Genomic DNA, 20,127 nt, shown 5'->3' on the forward strand with positions numbered 1-20,127 from the left:
TGGGGAGAGACAGCGTGCAAGGCGTACCCGAACAGTTTATTGATGAGAAAGACAGCGCCCGTTTTCGCCATCTGGCACAGGTTCCCGGCGTTGAACTTTATCATGCCCACATTTCGCGCTACGCCTTTGAACCCCACACCCATGAAGCGTTCGGTATCGGTGCGATAGAATCCGGGGCCGAACGTTTTCGCTATCGCGGTACGCAATATGTTGCCCCCGCCCAATCCGTCGTCACGATGAATCCCGATGAGCTGCATACCGGCGAGGCCGACACGGCCGACGGCTGGCGCTACCGTATGATCTATCTCGAACCCGATCTGCTGGAAGAGATGACAGGGATCCGTCACTGGTGGTTTCAGGACGTTACGCGCCACGATCCGTTACGATCGCGTCAGATTTGTACGCTGATCCAGGGACTCTGGCACGCGGACGATCCGCTGGCGCAAAAAGGTCTGCTGCTCTCTCTTATCGACACTTTCCAGCCATTGGCGCGTCATGCGCCGACGCTGCGCGAAGGCGCACACCGTTTTGATCGCATACGCGAGTATCTGCATGATAACTATATGCATCCTGTCACGCTGGAGGAGCTGGCGGGCGTCGCGTCGCTAAGCCCCTGGCACTTTCAGCGCCAGTTCAAAGCCCATTTCCACGTGACGCCGCATCAGATGCTGATGGCGATTCGGCTGTGGCGAGCAAAGACGTTTCTCACCCACGGTATGCCCGCCGCAGAGGTGGCAGCGGCCACCGGGCTGACCGATCAATCCCATCTCACCCGTACCTTTACCCATCGCTACGGCATCACCCCGGTACGCTACCAAAAGCAGGTGTTCTCCGGTTAATCAGCAACCTCATACAATACGGGCGCGGATTCCCTGCCTACACTTCTCACTACGTTCAATAATGTGGATGTAAAAATGATTAGCGGTGTGTTGTATGCCTTGCTGGCGGGGCTGATGTGGGGACTGATTTTTGTTGGGCCGTTGATCGTGCCGGAATACCCGGCGGTATTGCAGGCGATGGGGCGTTACCTGGCACTGGGGTTGATCGCGTTACCCATCGCCTGGCTTGGTCGCGTGCGACTTCGCCAACTGACGCGTAAAGACTGGCTGACCGCGCTGGCGCTGACGATGATGGGCAATCTGATTTATTACTTCTGCCTGGCGAGCGCGATTCAGCGTACCGGCGCCCCCGTGTCAACGATGATCATCGGAACGCTACCGGTGGTGATCCCGGTATTTGCCAACCTGCTTTATAGCCAGCGCGACGGCAAATTATCCTGGCTACGCTTAACGCCCGCACTGGTGCTGATCGGCATTGGACTGCTCTGCGTGAATGTTGCGGAGCTGGATCAGGGAATGCCCGATTTTAACGGCTGGCGTTATGGTTCAGGTATCGCACTGGCGCTGATTTCTGTGGTGTGCTGGGCATGGTATGCACTGCGTAACGCCCGCTGGTTGCGCGAGAATCCGGATAAACACCCGATGATGTGGGCAACGGCGCAGGCGCTGGTCACTCTACCGATTTCTTTGCTTGGGTATATCGCTGCCTGCCTCTGGCTGAAGGGGCAAACACCCCTGTTTGATCTGCCCTTTGGGCCACGCCCGGCGGTGTTTCTCTGCCTGATGGTGGCCATTGCGATCCTCTGTTCATGGGTAGGCGCGTTATGCTGGAACGTGGCCAGCCAGCGTTTGCCAACGGTTATCCTCGGCCCCTTGATTGTCTTCGAGACGTTAGCAGGTCTGCTTTACACCTTTATTCTGCGTGAAGAAATGCCCCCACTGCTGACGTTGAGCGGGATTGCATTGCTGGTGATGGGAGTGGTGATTGCGGTGCGAGCGAAACCGGAGAAGCCAAGCGTCGTCGCAGTTTCAGAGTCGTGATGTTGCAGGAGGTGCGGCGTTTATGCGGCCTACGACATCATCGCGCGTAGGCCGCATAAGATGTTTACGCCGCCGTCCGGCGCGAGACGTTAAACACCGCCACCGTCTGGTTCAGACGCGCAGCCTGCTCTTCCAACGCCGCGGCAGCGGAGGCCGATTCTTCCACCAGCGAGGCGTTCTGCTGCGTCACGCGATCCATTTCTGCAACCGCCTGACCGACTTGATCGATGCCCCGGCTTTGCTCATCGGAAGCAGAAGCGATTTCGCCCATGATGTCGGTAACACGGGTGACCGCACTCACAATCTCCGCCATGGTTTCACCGGCTTCATTCACCAGCGCCGCGCCTGTGCTTACCCGATTGCCCGAGTCATCAATTAACGCCTTAATCTCTTTTGCCGCCTGCGCGCTACGCTGCGCCAGGGTACGCACTTCGCCTGCAACCACGGCAAACCCACGCCCCTGCTCTCCCGCCCGCGCCGCTTCCACCGCCGCATTCAACGCCAGAATATTGGTCTGGAATGCAATGCCGTCAATCACGCTGGTGATCTGGGCAATTTTGCTGGAACTGGTGGCAATTTCGTCCATGGTACGCACCACCCCATCCACCACCTTACCGCCTTTCTGCGCCGTCTCAGAGGCATTTCGCGCCAGATTGGTCGCCTGACGCGCATTGTCCGCATTTTGCTTCACGGTCGCCGTAAGCTGCTCCATACTAGCAGCCGTTTCTTCCAGTGATGCCGCCTGTTGTTCTGTCCGTGAAGAGAGATCGTTGCTGCCCGCTGAAATTTCCCCTGCGCCGGTGTAGATGGTATCGGCCCCGTCACGTACTACACTGACCGTGTTCGCCAGCGCCTGCTGCATCTCGTGAAGATTGCGCGCCAGCAGCGCCATTTCATTGCTACCGTCCGTGTGAATGCTGTGCGTCAAATCACCCGCCGCAATATGGCGAATATGCGCCATCACATCGTGCAGCGGTTTCAGCAACACGCGCTGCATGGCAATCCAGCTGATGACGATCACCGCCACGACCGCCAACATAATGAGGGTCAGGATCCACATGATACGCTGATAGTCATTTTCGTTATCCCGCATCCCCGCATTCGCCAGTTCTGCCTGCGCGGTACGCCACTCATGGTAAACTGCCTGCATAGCCGTCTGTTTTTGCTCGGCATTCTGCCTGAACATCTCTTCCAGCTTGCCTTCAGCCAGCAGTACGTTCATTTTCGCCAGGGTTGCCGAGTAGAGGCCATATTGCTCTTCCAGTTTGTCAGCCAGTTGTTCATCCAGACCCGGCGTTTCCGGCAATGCGTAGTAATTGTCGTAATGGCGCTTTGCGTCTGCCAGCATGCGGTTCGCGGCGTTCACCAGTTCATTCAACTGCCCGCCATTAATCTGGTTTGCCATGTTACCTTGCAGTCGCAGCATACCCCGGTTGAGCGTCACGCGCGCCTGGTTCAGGCTGATCCACGCATCGGTAAATTCAGCCACGTTCTGACTGGAAAGTTGTGACACGGTGAAGTTTTGTTTGTCGTGGTTGAGCGCGCCGATAAAAACGCCTGCGGAAATGATCTGCATCGCGCCCAGGGTGAGTAGCACGATAATCAGTAAGGTGATGACTTTGATCCGTTTGAACATCTGTTGCCTTTTCTTATGCAAGTATTGCCTGAGGTCTAACTATCGGCAGTGCCGCCAGCTTATTTAATCCAGCCCCAGGCAACTCATGCGGATTTTCAGTTCTTTTTAATAAGATTCAGCACCTTAAGAGAATAAGAAAATTTCGTGACAATCATCACATTTCGTTCTGACTCGAAAGAGGTATAGCTTCGACTTAAAGATGCATTTAAAATACACCTTATATTATTGAGAATGAGGTAACAGCTATGTCTTATCGCGATCAACCTTTAGGTGAACTGGCGCTCTCGATCCCTCGCGCTTCAGCACTGTTTCGTAAGTACGATATGGATTACTGCTGCGGCGGTAAGCAGACGCTGGCGCGCGCCGCCGCGCGTAAAGAGCTGGATGTCGACGCTATCGAAGCGCAACTGGCAGCGCTTGCTGAACAGCCGATTGAGAAAGACTGGCGTACCGCAAAACTCACCGAAATCATCGACCATATTATCGTGCGTTATCATGACCGCCACCGTGAGCAACTGCCGGAACTTATTCTGCAGGCGAGCAAAGTCGAACGCGTACACGCAGATAAACCCAGCGTTCCGAAAGGTCTGACGAAATATCTGACCATGCTGCATCAGGAACTTTCCAGCCACATGATGAAAGAAGAGCAGATCCTGTTCCCGATGATCAAACAGGGAATGGGAAGTCAGGCGATGGGCCCGATAAGCGTCATGGAAAGCGAGCACGATGACGCCGGTGAACTGCTGGAAGTGATCAAGCACACCACCAACAACGTGACGCCGCCGCCGGAAGCCTGCACGACATGGAAAGCGATGTACAACGGTATTAACGAACTGATTGACGATCTGATGGAACACATCAGTCTGGAAAACAACGTACTGTTCCCGCGCGCGCTGGCCGGGGAATAGAAAAAGGCGCCCGAGAGCGCCTTCCATGATGTCCAAACTCGGCCACAGATTCTGTGGCCTTTTTTATTAACGCACGCCAGCCATACGTTTCTTGCCAATAAACAGCCAGCCGAGACCCAGCACGATGAACCACAGCGGCGTGACGATCAGCGCCTGACGGGTATCATCTTCCAGCGTCAGCAGTACCAGAACAAACACGAAGAACGCCATGCACACCCAGCACATCATCTTGCCCCACGGCATCTTGTAAATCGATTTCTCATGCAGATGCGGACGCTGTTTGCGGTACACCAGGTACGAGCACAGAATGATGGTCCAGACGAACATAAACAGAATCGCCGACACCGTGGTGATCATAGTGAATGCACCAATCACGCTCGGGTTGACATACAGCATCACCACACCGCCCAGCAGGCAGATACAGGAGAAGGTCAGCCCTTTCGCCGGAACGGCACGTTTAGACAGCTTCGCAAACGCACTCGGTGCAACCCCTTCCTGCGCCAGGCCGAATAACATACGGCTGGTGGAGAACACGCCGCTGTTCGCGGAAGATGCGGCAGACGTCAGCACCACAAAGTTGATCAGACTGGCGGCAGCAGGCAAACCGACCAGCACAAACAGTTCCACAAATGGGCTCTTGGTCGGTACGACCGAGCTCCACGGCGTTACGGACATAATCACGATCAGCGCGAAAACGTAGAACATGATGATACGGATTGGAATCGAGTTAATGGCGCGCGGCAGGGATTTCTCCGGGTCTTTGGTTTCCGCCGCAGTGGTACCCACCAGCTCAATGCCCACGAAGGCAAAGACGGCAATCTGGAAACCGGCAAAGAAACCGCTTATGCCTTTCGGGAACCAGCCGCCGTCATTCCAAAGGTGGGTGAACGAGGCTTCAACGCCCGTCGGCGATTGAAAGTGCATCATAATCATCACCAGTCCGACCACAATCAGGCCGACGATGGCGACGATTTTGATCATCGCAAACCAGAACTCCATCTCACCAAACATTTTCACGGTGGCGAGGTTGAGGCTCAGCAGCAGGACGATCACCGCCAGCGATGCCACCCAGTCAGATAGCCCAGGGAACCAGAATTGCGCATAAGCCGTAATGGCGACGACGTCGGCCATCCCGGTAACCACCCAGCAGAACCAGTAGGTCCAGCCGGTAAAGTACCCGGCCCACGGTCCGAGCAAATCGGAGGCAAAATCACTAAATGATTTGTACTCGAGATTCGAGAGCAGCAATTCTCCCATTGCGCGCATCACGAAAAACAGCATAAAACCGATGATCATATACACGAAAATGATCGACGGCCCAGCAAGGCTGATGGTTTTACCGGAGCCCATAAACAGGCCGGTACCAATAGCACCACCAATTGCAATAAGTTGAATATGACGATTTGTGAGATTGCGCCGTAGCGACTGTTCAGACGGAGCCTGTTCCTCGGCAACGACTTTTACCTGATCTACCATGTTTTTTTCTTCCTGTACCTGTCTGTGTTGTTAGGCTCTACGGCCTTTAATGCGTCTGTCGTACATCTATGCTACGACGAACCCGTTATCGGGACTCATCGATATTAGGTAAGAATCGGCGGGATGAATACTAAGATTTAAATATAATGTTAATTTTATGTTTAAAGTGAGTGTCATATCACTCTGACAACGAGAATCAGTTCACAAAAATACACGCGGCGGGCACATTTGCAAGATAAAATATCGACTTCTCGCTAACTATAGGTTTTTCACTCTTTATTCTGCCCCCCTCAATAAAGAGGGGAACAGAAGTCACTGCTTACAGAATTTCCAGCAGTTCAACATCGAAGACCAGCGTGCTGAACGGAGGGATGGACGCGCCTGCGCCACGCTCGCCGTACGCCAGTTCCTGAGGAATAGTCAGTTCCCATTTGGAGCCAACTGGCATCAACGTCAGCGCTTCGATCCAGCCTGGGATCACGCCATTTACCGGGAATTCAGCCGGTTCGCCACGCGCAACAGAACTGTCAAACACGGTACCGTCAATCAGTTTGCCGGTGTAATGTACGCGTACACGGTCGGTACGCGCCGGGATAGCGCCTTCACCCTGGTTGATCACGCGGAATTGCAGACCGGACTCGGTACTGTTCACGCCGTCTTTCTCACGGTTTTCTTCCAGGTATTTCACACCATCAGCGGCCATGGCCTGGAAACGTTCGCGACGTACCGCATCAGCACGTTCGTGGATCTCACGCAGCGCGCGGTGAACCACATCAACAGGCACTGCCGGGTGTTTGCCTTCCAGCGCGTCAGCAATACCTGCAACCAGCGCTTCAGGCAACAGCCCTTCCAGACCAGATTCGCTCAGTTGCTGGCCTACCTGCAAACCAATGCCGTAGCTTGCTTGCGCTTCGATAGTGTCAAAAGTCGGGGTTGCCATCATATTTCCTTTCATCGGATATAAAGAAGCGGGAAGCATATCAGCCACGCTGCATCGGGTAAAACTTTGTCTCGGGAAGAGATGACAAATCGCAGGGAAACATAAACAATAGGTGTATCCCGCGCTGAGGTCACGAAAGCGGGCATTATGACGAACATCATAGCGTTAGCCATCTATACTCTATGATCGAGGAACGATACGCGGAGCAGGAGGAAAGCCATGCCCGGGCGCTTTGAACTAAAACCAACCCTGGCGAAAATCTGGCATGCACCGGACAATTTTCGCATCATGGATCCACTGCCACCCATGCACCGTCGTGGCATTATCGCCGCGGCCATTGTGCTGGTGATTGGCTTCCTGCTTCCTTCCAATGACACCCGCGAGGCGCCAGTCGTCACGCGAAACGCCCAGTTGGATCTCCAGTCGCAGTCGCAACCGCCCACGGAAGCTCAGCTTCAGGCGCAGCTGGTTGCCCCGCAAAATGATCCTGGGCAAGTCGCACCCGTCGCCCCTGAACCTATTCAGGACGAGCAGCCAGAGGAACAAACGCCGCCGCAGACACAAGCACCGACGCAATCCCAACCCTTCCAGCAGGATAGTGGGATTGACCAACAGTGGCGTTCCTATCGCGTGGATTCGGGTAAAACCCTGGCACAAGTGTTTCGCGACCATGGACTGCCGCCAACGGATGTGTACGCCATGGCGCAGGCAGAGGGCGCAGGTAAACCGCTCAGCAACCTTAAAGATGGTCAGATGGTACAGATCCGCCAGAACGCTAACGGCGTGGTCACAGGCTTAACCATTGATACCGGCAATAACCAGCAGGTCCTGTTTACCCGTCAGCCAAATGGGAGTTTTATTCGCGTGCGGTAACATAGTGCCCGGTGGCGCTAACGCTTACCGGGCCAACGATGTTCAGACCTTGCGAATCTTATTCACCCACCAAATCCCCGAGCACACCAGCACCAGCGCCAGTGCGTATTTCCACTCCAGGATATTTTCGCCGAGGAAAATCGCCGACAAGACCGCGCCGGAGACGGGGATCAGAAAATTAAACGGTGCAATCATCCCCACGCGGTTGTATTTGAGCAAAATGCTCCACAGTGCAAACGCCACCGAGGAGAGCAACGTCAGATAGCCCAGGATCGCCACGGAAGAGAGTCCGTGTACGGTCAGTGAGCCACCGCAGGCATAACCACCAATGACCAGCGCCAGGCCGCCTATCCCTAACTGATAGCCAGTCATGACTGTCGGGTCTACCGTCTGAGAGATACGTTTACCGTAAAGCGTCGCGGCGGAAAGAATAAAGGCCGCCATCACCACCGAGCCATCCCCTAACAAACTAAAGTTAAAGTCCATCAGGCCGTTGTTGAAGTTGACCACCATCACGCCAGCAAAACCCAGGATGCAACCGAGCGTTTTGTTGTAGCTGAGTTTGTCATTCTGATAGATAAAGTGGGCCAGCAGCACGCTAAAAAAGGTGCCTGTCGCATTCATGATCGAGCCTTTTACCCCTGTCGTGAAGGCGAGGCCGATATAGAAAAAAATATATTGCAGCGACGTTTGCGTCAGCCCCAGCAGGGTTAACTGACCAAACTGTCGCGGGCTTAAGCGGGCGATGGGTTTTCGCTGCATCATCGCCAGCAACAGCAGTAACACGCCCGCAAATAAAAATCGGTATCCAGCAAAAACAATTTTTGAGGGGATATCATCCGTTGCGATCTGGAAGATCTCATACCCGCTCTTTATCGCCGGGTAAGCGCTTCCCCATAGCAAACAACAAAAGGCGGCACTCAGGTAAACAACATTTTTCCGGGCAAACAGAGGCTGTTGATGGGTAACGTCCATTCCAGTATCACTTTGAAATTATGTTTTATTTTTTGATTATCCCGAAAAGGATAAAGAATAGCCAGAGAGAAACAGGGGGAGCAGAAAAGCAAAACGCCGGCACAAGGCCGGCGCTTCGTCGTGGTGATGAGTAATTAATTACTCAGCAACAACGTTTACAACCAGTTTAGCGAAGACTTCGCTGTGAACCTGGAAGTCAACTTCGTGCTCACCAGTGGTACGCAGAACGCCGTTCGGCAGACGAACTTCGCTCTTAGCAACGGCAACGCCAGCTGCAGTAACAGCGTCAGCGATGTCGCGAGTACCGATGGAACCGAACAGTTTACCTTCGTCGCCAGCTTTAGACGCGATGGTTACGGTTTCCAGTGCGTTGATTGCTTCAGCACGTGCGTTAGCAGCGGTCAGAACGTCAGCCAGTTTAGCTTCCAGTTCAGCGCGGCGTGCTTCGAAGAATTCAACGTTTTTCTTGGTAGCAGGAACAGCTTTACCCTGTGGTACCAGGAAGTTACGAGCGTAGCCCGCTTTAACGTTAACCTGATCACCCAGGCTACCCAGGTTTGCTACTTTATCAAGCAGAATAACTTGCATTACCTTATCCTCTTAAAGTCGTTAATAGACAGCGGCCGATTACTGATGACGATCGGTATACGGCAGCAGGGACAGGTAGCGAGCGCGCTTGATGCAGCGAGCCAGCTGACGCTGGTATTTTGCACGAGTACCGGTGATACGGCTCGGGACAATTTTACCGCTTTCGGTAATGTAGTTTTTCAACGTTGCGATGTCTTTGTAATCAATCTCAACAACGCCTTCCGCGGTGAAACGGCAGAACTTGCGACGACGGAAATAACGTGCCATATGGCTAGTCTCCAGAATCTATCAATTCAATCTGCTCGGCATGCAGAACCATTTTGCTCAGGCCGTTCTTTGCCTTATGGCAAGAGATGAACCCCTGAACGGTCACTGCGCTACCGACCGTTATACTGTGAGTAATGGCCTGGTTTTCGTGTCCGCTAACAATAACGGGCATTTGACACCACGCCTGCCGGTGAAAACCGGCTTCCTCCTGCACAGAACGATGCTCAAGCACGAACTGGCAATGAGGAATTCCTGATGGGCTGACCTTGCGAAGCGGCGTCCTGCACACTGTGCCGGATAACACCAGACGGTTGGTCATCAGAAATTACTCTTCAGAATCCCCAGCTTCAGCATCATCTGCGGTTTCGTTTGCGAAATCATCGCGACGTTCACGACGCTCGTCTTTCGCTTTAACCATCGGAGATGCTTCGGTAACAGCGTGCTTAGTACGCATTACCATGCTACGGATAACGGCATCGTTGAAGCGGAAGTTTGTTTCCAGCTCATCGATAACTTCCTGCGGCGCTTCAACGTTCAGCAGAACGTAGTGAGCTTTGTGCAGTTTGTTGATCGGGTAAGCCAGCTGACGGCGGCCCCAGTCTTCCAGACGGTGGATCGTGCCTTCTGCTGCAGTGATTGCACCAGTGTAGCGTTCGATCATACCCGGAACCTGTTCGCTCTGGTCAGGATGGACCATAAAAACGATTTCGTAATGACGCATCGAATTGCTCCTTACGGATTATTCAGCCTCCTGTCTGGGTCAGCCGAGGCCCATGGAGGCAAGGAACGTGTTAAAGGTCGGCTGAAAAATGACGCGTCATAATACTGGCGGTAGCCGGTAAACTCAAGGTGATTGTACGATTATTTATCAAACCGTCATTGGTACATATCCAGCAGCATCTTGGCGCTGATGCAGATGGAGACAATCACAATCATCGGCCTGATGACTTTCTTACCGCGTGTCAGCACGACCGTTGCGCCCAGGCGAGCGCCGAGAGACTGCCCGACAAACATCACCAACCCAAGTGACCAAATCATTTTCCCTCCCGCGATGAAGAACATAATGGAGGCAATGTTAGAAGCAAGATTGATGAAATTAGAGTGGATCTGCGCCTTATCAATGCTGTATCCCCACATCAGGATGTAGCACAGCGTATAAAACGAACCGGCCCCCGGCCCGAGAAAGCCATCATAAAATCCGACACCGACACCACAAACCAACGAAAAGAGAAACAGCGAGACCTTCTGCCGCTTTTTCGGCTCACTCAGGTTGGGGGCAAAAATGAAATAAATGGCAACGGCGATAATTAACACCGGCAACAGCTTTTTCAGTAACTCAGGCTCAATAAATTGGATCAGCGTGGTCCCCACTGCTGAACCGGCAAAAGCGGATAGAAACACATATTTATGTTGTTGAACGTTAATATGACCCTGACGCAAAAAATAAATACCAGAGGTCAGTGAACTGCCCAGTGCCTGAAGTTTATTCGTCGCTAATGCATTGGCAGGCGGCAAACCGGAAATCAGTAGCGCACCGATGGAGAGAAAACCACCGCCGCCCGAAACCACATTGATAAAACCTGCTATTAGCGCAACCATAAACATGATCGTGAAATAGCTGAAATCCATGAATGAAGTATCCATTAGTTTTTGCCTTAATATCATAAAGTTATCTTTATGTTAGCGATCACTATAAGGGGCGGATTTCGGCATTAAAATTGATTATTGCGTAAGAGTTCATTCGCAAAAGACAGGTATTTTTTTTAGCGCAACGGCATACGCAAGTGACTTATAAATGAAGATGAAGTGGGTAATGCGGTAATTTTTTGAACAACTGCATCAGAAATGGTCGCTATCCCCTTTTCATCTAGCGATTAGAATTAAATCAGAAGCAATCCATTCACAGGAGATATCGCCGACCAGACACAGCAGTCGAGGAGGTACAGTATGCGAGCCCGTGTTTTGACCTTTCTGGCTGCACTTTTGCTCAGTGCAAATGCGACGGCAGCCATTAAAATCGATAACCAACAAGCCAGGAATATGGATGATGTGCAGAGCTTAGGCGTGATTTACATTAATCATAACTTCGCCACTGAAAGTGAAGCAGATCAAGCTCTGAACGAAGAAACAGATGCGCAAGGTGCAACGTACTACCACGTCATCCTGATCCGGGAGCCGGGTAGCAACGGTAACATGCACGCCAGCGCAGACATTTATCGCTAGCCATTCAGAAACAACCAACGAAAACATTGCCATAGTTTGATTTGCCCCCTCTTCAGGGGGCTTTTTTTGGGCACTGTCACCCCGGAATCCGACCCGAACGGGTCGGCTGCCGTAAAATGGGCGAACACGCGGGGATGTTGTTCAACCGCGCCATTCAACGCGATATGCTGATTACGGGTAAACGACTCCCCCATGATCCTGCAACAACCTGGAGGGCAAGCGGTTAGCGTTCTGCGTGTTTAAAGGTGCTGGCGAAAAAAGGAGACCGTGGCTGCCAGGGCTTCTGGCGTAATACGGTGGCGTACTCCCACCTCCCATAAACAGGTCAGATTCTTATCCAGTCCCCGTTGGCTCAACGCTTGCTGCAAGCGTAATGATTCCGTGGCAGGAACCACATCATCTGCCTGCCCATGCCACAGCAGCAGCGGTCGATTTGCCACATGAGTCAGTTGCTCCGTCACTTCCCACTCGGCCAGCGGGGCAAGTATCTTGTCGAATTCAGCCTGTTGCGAAGGTGTTTCCAGTGAGGACGGGGGAAAGAGCGTCTGTGCCAGTTGGGTGAAATACCCCGATCCCATCAGACTGGCGACGCATTTCACCTCTGGATGACGCGTCATAATGCCCAACGCGGTCATGCCGCCCATCGACGCCCCTCCTACTGCCAGGCGTTCGTTCAGAATCCAGTTTTCCGCCTGCGCTGCCGCACGTAACGCAGCGAATTCCTGCATATTTTGCTGCAGAATTTGCCAGAATTGCCAGGTTCGCCACTGTGCATCACCGGTAAATCGTACGCCGTGCTCCGGCGCATCAGGCATAATAACCCGATACCCGGCCTGTGCCAGTGCAACAGCGAAGTAGCTATACACGAGGCTGGAAGAGGTGAACCCATGATAAAAAATGAGACAAGGCAGCGGTGCCTCACGTTTTCCCTGCGGAAACGCATGAAGGACGGGATTCTCTGCCAGATACCGTGTTTCAATCTCTATCATTTTTACACCTCTTTTATTCTGGTATGCCACGGCAAAATTCATAGCGCAAGTTTATGAGTTCGACAATGATTCACAATGTTGAGAACTGGGTTACGCTTTCGCAACATTTTCATTCGAAAATCGCGTGAGAGATAACAATTCGGGAACATTCCCCCTAAAGGGAAATTAATAAGGCACTACACTATGGCTATCAGGAAACGAGATAGAGTTATGCGCCGGTTTGCCTCTTTGATGCTGGTTTTATTCTTAAGCGGCTGCAGTGTACTTCAGGGTACTCCGCAACCTGCACCACCCGTCACTGACCAACCTCAGGAAATTCGCCGCGACCAGTCACATGGGTTGCAACGACTGGGGACGGTGAGCGCCCTGGTTCGGGGTTCCCCGGATGATGCCGTGGCGGAAATCAGAGCGAAGGCCATCGCCGCTAAAGCAGATTATTACGTTATTTTGTTGGTCGATGAAACCATCGTGACAGGTCAGTGGTATTCGCAGGCCATTTTATATCGTAAATAACAGTAGATTGATTTTTAGTCAGTTTTACATTGCTTTGCGTGCCTATGCGTTTACCTGTGCACAATGAACCGATAGCAGGGTGCTGGAGGTTTATTACCGCGACGGAATGCCCTACCCAGGTGGGGAAACGTAAAATGGAGCTGACGATGAAACAATCTATTGCCTTATCCTCACTGCTGGTTCCAGCCGGACTGGTGAGTACCACGGCACAGTCTGCCGAATTCGCCAGTGCTGACTGCGTCACAGGCCTGAACGAAATTGGCCAGATTTCCGTCAGCAATATTGCAGGAAACCCGCAGGATGTGGAACGTATCGTGGCGTTAAAAGCTGATGAGCAAGGCGCCTCCTGGTACCGCATTATTCAGATGTACGAAGATCAGCAGCCTGATAACTGGCGCGTACAAGCCATCCTGTATGCCTGATTCTTCGCGTAGGCCGGGTGACAGCGTTTGCGCTTAACCCAGCCTACGAGCCTGGCCTCTAGCGTAATCCCCCTGTCGCTCTCAGGAGCAAATCGTTCTGCACCTGAGCGGACAAACGCGCCACGCCGCGCGTGTCCAGCATCATCTGGCACCAGGCCTGCGCCACCGGCGGAGATGCATACCGCAGCATTTGCGCCCCACACCCGAGCAAGAAGAGTTGCTGCGCTACCTCCCGCCCTTGTTCCTCAGAAGGCTTGTGCAATCGCTGCTGTAGTTGACGCACTGCGCGATCGTAATAGCGATCCTGGCCTTTGACTTCGGCAAAGGCGTCGGCCAGCAACGCGTAAACACCGCTTTGTTTGCTCAACACCCGAAGCACGTCCAGGCACATGATGTTGCCAGAGCCCTCCCAGATACTGTTCACCGGCATTTCCCGGTACAAACGTGGCAACTCGCTCTCTTCGCAGTAGCCCATTCCGCCAAGCACTTCCATCGCCTCGGCAACAAACGGAATACCGCTTTTACACACCGCGAACTTCGCTGCAGGGGTGAATAAACGCGCCCAGAGCGCTTCTTTCTCATCGCGGCGACGATCCCACGCACGAGCCAGTCGAAACAACAGCGCCGTCTGGCCTTCAAGTTGTAACGCCATACGGCTCAGCACCTGACGCATCATCGGCTGTTCAACCAGCGGTTTGCCAAATACCTGCCGTTGATGGGCGTGATAGATCGCCACAGAAAATGCCCGGCGCATCATCCCATGACTGCCCAGCGCGCAATCAAAACGTGTCATCCCACCCATCTTCAGGATATGCCTGATCCCCTCGCCTTCTTCGCCTAACAGCCAGCCAATCGCATCCTGAAACTCCACTTCGCAACTGGCATTAGAACGGTTGCCCAGCTTGTCTTTCAGCCGTTCAAAACGGATGGCATTTCGCTGCCCATCAGGTAAAAAGCGCGGTACGAAGAAGCAAGAGAGTCCGCCTTTTGCCTGCGCCAAAACAAGATGCGCATCGCTTTGCGGAACGGAGAAGAACCATTTATGCCCCACCAGCCGGTATGCGCCATCGTCAAGGCGTTCCGCAAAAGTGGTATTGCTCAGAACATCAGATCCGCCCTGCTTTTCCGTCATTCCCATGCCAATCAGTAGGCCACGCTTTTGCCCGCCAGGGAGAAGATGAGAGTCGTAGCGATCGCTACCAAGAGGCGTCTGCCAGTTATGGAAAGGAGTGGGTAACATCTGTCGCAACAGCGGCGTCGCCGCAAAGGTCATCGTGATGGGGCAAAGCGTTCCCGCTTCCACCTGAGCATGCAGCATAAAGCGCGCCGCACGGGCAACAAACGACCCTGTGCGGGCATCGTCTTCCCAGGCCAGATTATGTACGCGGTTCGCGCACAACCCCTGCATCAGCAGGTGCCAGGCAGGATGAAAACGCACATCATCCAGGCGCTGTCCCTGTGGGTCGTAGCGCAATAATTCAGGGGGACACATGTTGGCCAGACGCCCCAATTCCAGCGATTCTGCGGTGCCTAACTGTTGGCCAATACTGGCGAGCAGATCGCTATCCCAGCCAGCGCCTTCCCGGGCGACGGCTTCGTACAGCGCGCCATCAGACAGAAATAAATTGCTGTTATTGAGTGGAACGGGTTGGTTAAAAACGGTATGCGTTTGCCAGTGCATGATGTCTCCCTCCGCCAATGGCAGTAACTGTAAGTATGGTCAGTACTGCGCCACCGGCTGCGGAGGGAGATCACAAAAGCCGGATCAACCCGAAATATAATGCGGGACGTAACGTGAAGTATCTTTCGTAATCAAGGTATTATCTTCTCTGATACCCATGCCTGACGCCTCATCATCAACAATCCAACTGCCGATCAGCGTGTAGCTCTCGCCAAAACGCGGCAACGGCTGAAACGCCTGGTAGATCATCGGCTCGTCGGCATAATCGCCATCAGCGTGTTCAAGCACATTGTTCTTGCCATCAAAGAGGGTGACATTACCGCCTTCACGGGAGTAGATGGGTTTGCGCACATAGCTTTCACCGGGCTGAATACACGGCTTTTCACCGTCAAACCAGGCGGGTAACAGATTGGGATGGTTGGGGAAAAAGCGCCACAGTAGCGGCATCAGCCCTTTATTGCTGAGAACACTCTTCCACAGCGGCTCAATCCACTGTTCACGGCGTTTACGCAGGAGTGGGCCATTATCATCACGCATCATCCACTCCAGTGGATACAGCTTAAATGCGCGACGAATCACGTTGTCGTCAAGATCGGTCAGCACGCCGCCGACGCCAAGGCCAAGATCCTCAATATAGATAAACCGCGTCTCCTGCCCCGCCTGCTGTGCGCAGTCCTGCAAATACAGCACCGTGGAGCGATCTTCATCGCTTTCTTCGCAACAACAGAAGTAGAGCGGCTCCTGGCTGTACAGCTCGCCAAAGCGGGAGATTAGGCGTTCCTGTATCGCATTATATTGATCGGCATCGCGCGGAATCATACCGCTGCGCCGGGCATCTTCCAGCCACAGCCACTGGAAATAGGCAGACTCATATAGCGAGGTGGGCGTATCTGCGTTGTATTCCAGCAGTTTGACCGGCGCATTGTTACCGCACCAGACGAAATCCATCCGTCCGTACAGGGAAGGATCGCGGCTGCGCCAGCTTTCTGCGATAACATCCCAGTACAGCGGCGGGATCGCCAGTTGCTGCATAATATGTTCGTCCTTCACCGCCCGCTCGACCACGTCCAGGCACATCTGATGAAGTTCAGCGGTCGGTTTTTCGATCTGCTCTTCAATCTGTCGCAGCGTAAACCGATATGCCCGGCTCTCGTCCCAGTAAATTTCGTTGTCGATAATATGAAAATCGAAGCCGTGATCGCAGGCGATCTTATCCAGATCTCTGCGCACAGGTACGTCATGTCGCAACATGATTATCCTCCCCAGGAGCCGCGCGCACTGGACGAGCGCCCATATCCGCCGCGAGAAACCGTTGACGCTTTCTTCGTGCTATAGCCATGGCTGGTTGCGGTATCGCTTTTGCCGGAGCCAGAACGCCAGGAGTAGTCTCCTGATGTCGTGCGCCAGACGGGACGCGAGGCGTAAGACGACCCACCGCTGCTGTATGCATATTGATCATCCCGGTCTTTGCGAATAGCTCTGCTGAGCAGAAAGCCAGCAACAACGGGGATCCAACTCTGGCTGGTTGTGTCAAGATAGCAATTGCCAAACTGCGACTGACAACGCTCCTGATTCATCTCCTTGGGTAAATTCGCATAAAAGTCATTCTTCGCGTTGTTCCAGCCTTCTGCGCAAATGGCCGCACCATTACCATCATCAATGCAATCCTGCACCGATGAGTAAAAGACGCCATCGCCGTCGTTATCCGCATTGCTGTCATCACTGCATCCCTTAAGGATAAAAAATGCAGCGCCGCCCATGATCGCCAGCGTCAGGTATTTACCGGTATACCGGCTGCGTTTAGGTTCAAAAGGATTGACCGGGCGATCAATTCGGGTGATTGCAGAATGCCCAACCCCTGTTTTTTGCTGTCTGGAACTTTGTTTTTTTGCCATGATCGTCCATTACCATGTCATACAGGCGGCGTTGAAAATACCCCCTGCCAGCGCGGCAGTGCCCATAAACATTCCCGCTGCTGTGTTGTGATTAATAATTTTTTCGCTCAGTGTCGGCATATACAACCGCACACCACCGTAAATCATCAGTTGGATCACCAGCGCAATTCCGCCCCAGGCAAAATAATCCGGTATGCTGACCGAATTGATTGCCGCGCTGGATAATGGAATAGCGTAGCCCAACAATGTGCCGCTAAAAGCCAGTGATGCTGCCGTATTATTGTTTTTAATCAATTGCCATTCATTGTGAGGCGTAATTTTTGAATAGACAAAAAGGAACAGTATCACCATGGCTGCACCGATAAAAAAATAGGAGCAAAAAGCCACTAATGAATCCAGTATATGCATCTCTTTCTTCCCTGTGTTTAACCAATAATATTCAGTGACGTTAATGGGATATCCACTCCCAGCGCGCGGGAAAATACCCACTCCGGTTCACCTTGATCATTAAACGACTCTTCACCGTTTAACAGCAGATATTCCCAAGTCCCTTCTGCAACCTGACGCTGGTATCCCATCGTAAAATTATGGACATCCCACTTCGCATTCTGCTCATTTTCTACCTTCTCTAACATGTATACCGGTTCAATATTGCCAGGTTCTTCACGATTAAAAAAACGCTGCCAGTGCCGATGCTCCCAGGATAACGTCGGAGTACCGATGGATTCCGGACTGATTACCGAACGCCAGTGTTTTTCCTGATTGATACCATAACTCTCTGCATAAACAAGGAGTTTAATATCCTCAATATCATCAGTATCCATGCCGCCCGTCGTACTGATTTGCAAGAACTCATCACCCGAAGTGTAGTACCGAAAGATCTGACTACCGCCGCCAAGGTCTATATGACTGATGGCAGCCACAGTATATTCTTCTCCTGGCAGCGTCACTAATAGCTCATCGTCTAATAGCCGAAATGCTAACGTATCGAGGGTAAAACCACAGTTCAGATGCAATCCCAGCGGCCCCCGAACAGGCACACACGTATTATCCTTACCAAATAAGCGCTGTAAAAAACTGGTCATAAACTTCCCTCTATATTTTGCCAGTTAACGTCTTCCGCCAAAATGCGGCTATTGCCAATCAGATGCAGCCACATACCTCCCTTTACTTCCGTCGCGACGACTGGATTAAGTTCTATTCCCCGTCCGTTTTTACAGCAACTAATTCCCAGCACGGTGGCATCATGATGAAGTTTCATATAACGCATCAACGCCCCATAACGCACAGGCGTCACCCATTCAGGGATAGGTAAGGCAAATCCGGTATCACCCAGCATCGGATTCATTATGGATACAACAGACTGGGACGAACCAGGATCCTGAATAGAACGAGAAAGCTGCTCAGCAGAAATATTTCTTACTATTTCAATACGCTGGCAGTGCGTCTCCAGTAATCTTGCGTAACGTTCATCTTCCAGATAGGCAACTATATGGCATCTTTCAGGAATAAAATCCGCCAGAGAAAGCGCAGCAGTAAACGTCTGTTCATCGGTACGCGCAAAAATGATAACACTCTGACAATTCGGCAGTCCCATTCGGGTATGTTCATGAGGATCGTTAAAATTACTGACCCGAATAAAATCTACCCAGTTATTACCAGGCATAGGATGTTGAATATCCTCCCGCTCACATAAAAGTACCCGCCCAAACGCTCTTCGGGTATCGTACAGCAATAATGAGATCATTTTTTCGGTCTGATGACCGCGCCACCCGACAACCAACATATGGTTGTGCAAATTATGATAATCGCCCATTCCCGTCATTCCTTTCGCGAGCATTCCTTGCACTAACGCGATGACTTTCCCCATTAACGCACCGAATAATCCGACACTGACTGGAATTTGCCAAAGCGCAGTAAAAACTCGTCCTCCTGCCGTCTGGGGGCTTAGATCGCCAAATCCAGTCGTTGAGCCAACAACTGAGCAGTAATAAATGAAATTGCTCAATCGTCCCACTAGCGTTTCTTCATCCAGTAGTACAAAAACCAGGTAACACAACAGGTATTGCCCTGCAAATAACCCCGCTAACGCAGGCCAGGTCAGTCTGGAGAGATGACGCTGAAAGGTCCTGATAATCCAATAGAAAGGCATCACTCACCTTGCTGACGCTGTAGCCTTGCCAGCACATCCTGTGCACTGCTTTTCGTGTTTGTGCCAATCCCTGCTTCTGCCAGTTTTTCGTCCAGATCGCGGCCATCAGCCACTTTTTCCAGTTGTGCCGCCGCATCCAGACGAGCCTGACGTTCGGCCTGACGGGTTTGTAAGCGTTTGAGAGACTCCGCCGCCGTCGAGACGTTAGAAGACGCGCCGAGGGTGGAAGTCGTAACGGCCTGCTGCGCACGCTGCATCGCCTCCGTCGCTTTAACAACTTCAAGCTGTTGCTCAAACTGCGCGATACGCTGGGCCGTAGCCGTTACAGCTCTTTCCACACCATCACGCGCAATTTCAAGGTTAGCAAGCACTTGCTCTTCCGCCGCGATGAGGTTTTCCAGACGCGCAATCTCACTAGCCACTTCATTAATTAAAGAGGCATCGATATTTTTATTGAGCGCTTCAAGCGCACGCTTCTCAAGATTGGATTGACGCTCATGCAAATCTTTCAATTTGTCATTGCTGAGTTTTACCCGAGCAAGCAGGTCTACGCGTGACTTTCCGGCTTTATCAAGCTCACCTTTCGCATCACGAATATGCTGTTCCAGCATTCGCACTCCCTGAGCCTCTTCAATGGACTCTTCTGCCTGAGAGATCATAGATTTGCCAAGCGTAAATAAACTTTTCAGAATTCCCATTATGCGTTCCT

Annotated in this window: 24 protein-coding genes; 7 read left to right on the forward strand and 17 right to left on the reverse strand. The window is 52.4% G+C overall.

The genetic code is table 11. The features are described from left to right. Positions 1-14 precede the first annotated feature (14 nt). Positions 15-839 carry an AraC family transcriptional regulator gene (locus tag P2W74_RS20550; protein ID WP_276295240.1) on the forward strand — a complete coding sequence of 275 codons (825 nt, stop codon included), beginning with the start codon at positions 15-17 and terminating at the stop codon, positions 837-839. 75 nt (positions 840-914) lie between these two features. Then, a complete protein-coding gene (locus P2W74_RS20555) occupies positions 915-1,880 on the forward strand; it encodes a DMT family transporter (protein ID WP_276293033.1) in 966 nt (321 codons plus the stop codon). Positions 1,881-1,944: 64 nt separating this feature from the next. On the opposite strand, the gene P2W74_RS20560 is transcribed toward P2W74_RS20555, so the two are convergent. Continuing rightward, positions 1,945-3,516: a methyl-accepting chemotaxis protein gene (locus P2W74_RS20560; RefSeq protein WP_276293034.1), complete on the reverse strand. Its 1,572-nt coding sequence runs from the start codon at positions 3,514-3,516 to the stop codon at positions 1,945-1,947. Positions 3,517-3,761: 245 nt separating this feature from the next. Between P2W74_RS20560 and ytfE the strand changes: the two genes are divergently transcribed. After that, positions 3,762-4,424: an iron-sulfur cluster repair protein YtfE gene (gene ytfE / locus P2W74_RS20565; RefSeq protein ID WP_276293035.1), complete on the forward strand. Its 663-nt coding sequence runs from the start codon at positions 3,762-3,764 to the stop codon at positions 4,422-4,424. A 66-nt stretch (positions 4,425-4,490) separates the two neighbouring features. Here the strand turns inward: ytfE and cycA are convergent, their stop codons facing one another. Then, complete coding sequence (gene cycA / locus P2W74_RS20570) at positions 4,491-5,900, reverse strand: D-serine/D-alanine/glycine transporter (RefSeq protein WP_276293036.1); 1,410 nt, start codon at positions 5,898-5,900, stop codon at positions 4,491-4,493. A gap of 319 nt (positions 5,901-6,219) precedes the next feature. Further along, on the reverse strand, positions 6,220-6,840 hold the full coding sequence (gene fklB, locus P2W74_RS20575; RefSeq protein ID WP_276295241.1) for an FKBP-type peptidyl-prolyl cis-trans isomerase: 621 nt from the start codon (positions 6,838-6,840) through the stop codon (positions 6,220-6,222). Positions 6,841-7,059: 219 nt separating this feature from the next. Here fklB and P2W74_RS20580 point away from each other — a divergent pair, with 219 nt between their 5' ends. Then, the gene (locus P2W74_RS20580; RefSeq protein ID WP_276293037.1) at positions 7,060-7,713 is read left to right on the forward strand and encodes an OapA family protein; all 654 of its coding nucleotides are present in this window, start codon (positions 7,060-7,062) and stop codon (positions 7,711-7,713) included. A 42-nt stretch (positions 7,714-7,755) separates the two neighbouring features. Here P2W74_RS20580 and P2W74_RS20585 read toward each other — a convergent pair whose 3' ends face one another. The 6 genes from P2W74_RS20585 to P2W74_RS20615 form a co-directional block, all read right to left on the reverse strand. After that, positions 7,756-8,688: a DMT family transporter gene (locus tag P2W74_RS20585; RefSeq protein WP_276293038.1), complete on the reverse strand. Its 933-nt coding sequence runs from the start codon at positions 8,686-8,688 to the stop codon at positions 7,756-7,758. Positions 8,689-8,826: 138 nt separating this feature from the next. Continuing rightward, positions 8,827-9,276: a 50S ribosomal protein L9 gene (gene rplI, locus P2W74_RS20590; protein ID WP_192610838.1), complete on the reverse strand. Its 450-nt coding sequence runs from the start codon at positions 9,274-9,276 to the stop codon at positions 8,827-8,829. Positions 9,277-9,315: 39 nt separating this feature from the next. After that, a complete protein-coding gene (rpsR, locus tag P2W74_RS20595; protein WP_002210155.1) occupies positions 9,316-9,543 on the reverse strand; it encodes a 30S ribosomal protein S18 in 228 nt (75 codons plus the stop codon). Positions 9,544-9,547: 4 nt separating this feature from the next. Beyond that, positions 9,548-9,862, reverse strand: a complete 315-nt coding sequence (priB, locus tag P2W74_RS20600; RefSeq protein ID WP_042321531.1) for a primosomal replication protein N — start codon at positions 9,860-9,862, stop codon at positions 9,548-9,550. A gap of 6 nt (positions 9,863-9,868) precedes the next feature. Next, entirely contained in the window at positions 9,869-10,264 is a 396-nt protein-coding gene (rpsF, locus tag P2W74_RS20605) for a 30S ribosomal protein S6 (protein WP_096758559.1), read from the reverse strand. A gap of 155 nt (positions 10,265-10,419) precedes the next feature. Beyond that, a complete protein-coding gene (locus P2W74_RS20615; RefSeq protein ID WP_276293039.1) occupies positions 10,420-11,187 on the reverse strand; it encodes a TSUP family transporter in 768 nt (255 codons plus the stop codon). A 303-nt stretch (positions 11,188-11,490) separates the two neighbouring features. Here P2W74_RS20615 and yjfY point away from each other — a divergent pair, with 303 nt between their 5' ends. Continuing rightward, on the forward strand, positions 11,491-11,766 hold the full coding sequence (gene yjfY / locus P2W74_RS20620; RefSeq protein ID WP_192610836.1) for a DUF1471 family protein YjfY: 276 nt from the start codon (positions 11,491-11,493) through the stop codon (positions 11,764-11,766). A 239-nt stretch (positions 11,767-12,005) separates the two neighbouring features. On the opposite strand, the gene yjfP is transcribed toward yjfY, so the two are convergent. After that, a complete protein-coding gene (yjfP, locus tag P2W74_RS20625) occupies positions 12,006-12,755 on the reverse strand; it encodes an esterase (protein ID WP_276293040.1) in 750 nt (249 codons plus the stop codon). 183 nt (positions 12,756-12,938) lie between these two features. Here yjfP and bsmA point away from each other — a divergent pair, with 183 nt between their 5' ends. Both bsmA and yjfN read left to right on the forward strand, forming a co-directional pair. Further along, the gene (gene bsmA, locus P2W74_RS20630; protein WP_276293041.1) at positions 12,939-13,268 is read left to right on the forward strand and encodes a biofilm peroxide resistance protein BsmA; all 330 of its coding nucleotides are present in this window, start codon (positions 12,939-12,941) and stop codon (positions 13,266-13,268) included. Between the two features lie 146 nt (positions 13,269-13,414). Then, entirely contained in the window at positions 13,415-13,690 is a 276-nt protein-coding gene (gene yjfN / locus P2W74_RS20635; RefSeq protein WP_203359165.1) for a DUF1471 family protease activator YjfN, read from the forward strand. A 58-nt stretch (positions 13,691-13,748) separates the two neighbouring features. Here yjfN and P2W74_RS20640 read toward each other — a convergent pair whose 3' ends face one another. From P2W74_RS20640 to P2W74_RS20670, 7 genes are all read right to left on the reverse strand, one after another. Beyond that, on the reverse strand, positions 13,749-15,371 hold the full coding sequence (locus P2W74_RS20640) for an isovaleryl-CoA dehydrogenase (protein WP_276293042.1): 1,623 nt from the start codon (positions 15,369-15,371) through the stop codon (positions 13,749-13,751). Positions 15,372-15,455: 84 nt separating this feature from the next. Further along, entirely contained in the window at positions 15,456-16,622 is a 1,167-nt protein-coding gene (locus P2W74_RS20645) for a glutathionylspermidine synthase family protein (RefSeq protein ID WP_276293043.1), read from the reverse strand. 2 nt (positions 16,623-16,624) lie between these two features. Further along, entirely contained in the window at positions 16,625-17,266 is a 642-nt protein-coding gene (locus P2W74_RS20650; protein WP_276293044.1) for a DUF1190 domain-containing protein, read from the reverse strand. 9 nt (positions 17,267-17,275) lie between these two features. Next, complete coding sequence (locus tag P2W74_RS20655; RefSeq protein ID WP_276295242.1) at positions 17,276-17,674, reverse strand: DUF350 domain-containing protein; 399 nt, start codon at positions 17,672-17,674, stop codon at positions 17,276-17,278. Positions 17,675-17,691: 17 nt separating this feature from the next. Then, positions 17,692-18,351 carry a YjfK family protein gene (locus P2W74_RS20660; RefSeq protein ID WP_276293045.1) on the reverse strand — a complete coding sequence of 220 codons (660 nt, stop codon included), beginning with the start codon at positions 18,349-18,351 and terminating at the stop codon, positions 17,692-17,694. Beyond that, positions 18,348-19,418: a potassium channel family protein gene (locus P2W74_RS20665; RefSeq protein WP_276293046.1), complete on the reverse strand. Its 1,071-nt coding sequence runs from the start codon at positions 19,416-19,418 to the stop codon at positions 18,348-18,350. The genes P2W74_RS20660 and P2W74_RS20665 overlap by 4 nt, the downstream gene beginning before the upstream one ends. Then, on the reverse strand, positions 19,418-20,116 hold the full coding sequence (locus P2W74_RS20670; RefSeq protein WP_276293047.1) for a PspA/IM30 family protein: 699 nt from the start codon (positions 20,114-20,116) through the stop codon (positions 19,418-19,420). Before P2W74_RS20670 ends, P2W74_RS20665 begins: the two co-directional genes overlap by 1 nt. Positions 20,117-20,127 lie beyond the last annotated feature (11 nt).

The sequence above is a fragment of the Citrobacter enshiensis genome, from assembly GCF_029338175.1.
GTDB lineage: Bacteria > Pseudomonadota > Gammaproteobacteria > Enterobacterales > Enterobacteriaceae > Citrobacter_D > Citrobacter_D enshiensis.

Excerpts from the sequence above, each read along its gene's own strand:
- P2W74_RS20555 (WP_276293033.1), top strand. The coding sequence starts at position 915 with ATGATTAGCGGTGTGTTGTATGCCTTGCTGGCGGGGCTGATGTGGGGA.
- P2W74_RS20560 (WP_276293034.1), bottom strand. The coding sequence starts at position 3,516 with ATGTTCAAACGGATCAAAGTCATCACCTTACTGATTATCGTGCTACTC.
- ytfE (WP_276293035.1), top strand. The coding sequence starts at position 3,762 with ATGTCTTATCGCGATCAACCTTTAGGTGAACTGGCGCTCTCGATCCCT.
- cycA (WP_276293036.1), bottom strand. The coding sequence starts at position 5,900 with ATGGTAGATCAGGTAAAAGTCGTTGCCGAGGAACAGGCTCCGTCTGAA.
- fklB (WP_276295241.1), bottom strand. The coding sequence starts at position 6,840 with ATGGCAACCCCGACTTTTGACACTATCGAAGCGCAAGCAAGCTACGGC.
- P2W74_RS20580 (WP_276293037.1), top strand. The coding sequence starts at position 7,060 with ATGCCCGGGCGCTTTGAACTAAAACCAACCCTGGCGAAAATCTGGCAT.
- P2W74_RS20585 (WP_276293038.1), bottom strand. The coding sequence starts at position 8,688 with ATGGACGTTACCCATCAACAGCCTCTGTTTGCCCGGAAAAATGTTGTT.
- rplI (WP_192610838.1), bottom strand. The coding sequence starts at position 9,276 with ATGCAAGTTATTCTGCTTGATAAAGTAGCAAACCTGGGTAGCCTGGGT.
- rpsR (WP_002210155.1), bottom strand. The coding sequence starts at position 9,543 with ATGGCACGTTATTTCCGTCGTCGCAAGTTCTGCCGTTTCACCGCGGAA.
- priB (WP_042321531.1), bottom strand. The coding sequence starts at position 9,862 with ATGACCAACCGTCTGGTGTTATCCGGCACAGTGTGCAGGACGCCGCTT.
- rpsF (WP_096758559.1), bottom strand. The coding sequence starts at position 10,264 with ATGCGTCATTACGAAATCGTTTTTATGGTCCATCCTGACCAGAGCGAA.
- P2W74_RS20615 (WP_276293039.1), bottom strand. The coding sequence starts at position 11,187 with ATGGATACTTCATTCATGGATTTCAGCTATTTCACGATCATGTTTATG.
- yjfY (WP_192610836.1), top strand. The coding sequence starts at position 11,491 with ATGCGAGCCCGTGTTTTGACCTTTCTGGCTGCACTTTTGCTCAGTGCA.
- yjfP (WP_276293040.1), bottom strand. The coding sequence starts at position 12,755 with ATGATAGAGATTGAAACACGGTATCTGGCAGAGAATCCCGTCCTTCAT.
- bsmA (WP_276293041.1), top strand. The coding sequence starts at position 12,939 with ATGGCTATCAGGAAACGAGATAGAGTTATGCGCCGGTTTGCCTCTTTG.
- yjfN (WP_203359165.1), top strand. The coding sequence starts at position 13,415 with ATGAAACAATCTATTGCCTTATCCTCACTGCTGGTTCCAGCCGGACTG.
- P2W74_RS20640 (WP_276293042.1), bottom strand. The coding sequence starts at position 15,371 with ATGCACTGGCAAACGCATACCGTTTTTAACCAACCCGTTCCACTCAAT.
- P2W74_RS20645 (WP_276293043.1), bottom strand. The coding sequence starts at position 16,622 with ATGTTGCGACATGACGTACCTGTGCGCAGAGATCTGGATAAGATCGCC.
- P2W74_RS20650 (WP_276293044.1), bottom strand. The coding sequence starts at position 17,266 with ATGGCAAAAAAACAAAGTTCCAGACAGCAAAAAACAGGGGTTGGGCAT.
- P2W74_RS20655 (WP_276295242.1), bottom strand. The coding sequence starts at position 17,674 with ATGCATATACTGGATTCATTAGTGGCTTTTTGCTCCTATTTTTTTATC.
- P2W74_RS20660 (WP_276293045.1), bottom strand. The coding sequence starts at position 18,351 with ATGACCAGTTTTTTACAGCGCTTATTTGGTAAGGATAATACGTGTGTG.
- P2W74_RS20665 (WP_276293046.1), bottom strand. The coding sequence starts at position 19,418 with ATGCCTTTCTATTGGATTATCAGGACCTTTCAGCGTCATCTCTCCAGA.
- P2W74_RS20670 (WP_276293047.1), bottom strand. The coding sequence starts at position 20,116 with ATGGGAATTCTGAAAAGTTTATTTACGCTTGGCAAATCTATGATCTCT.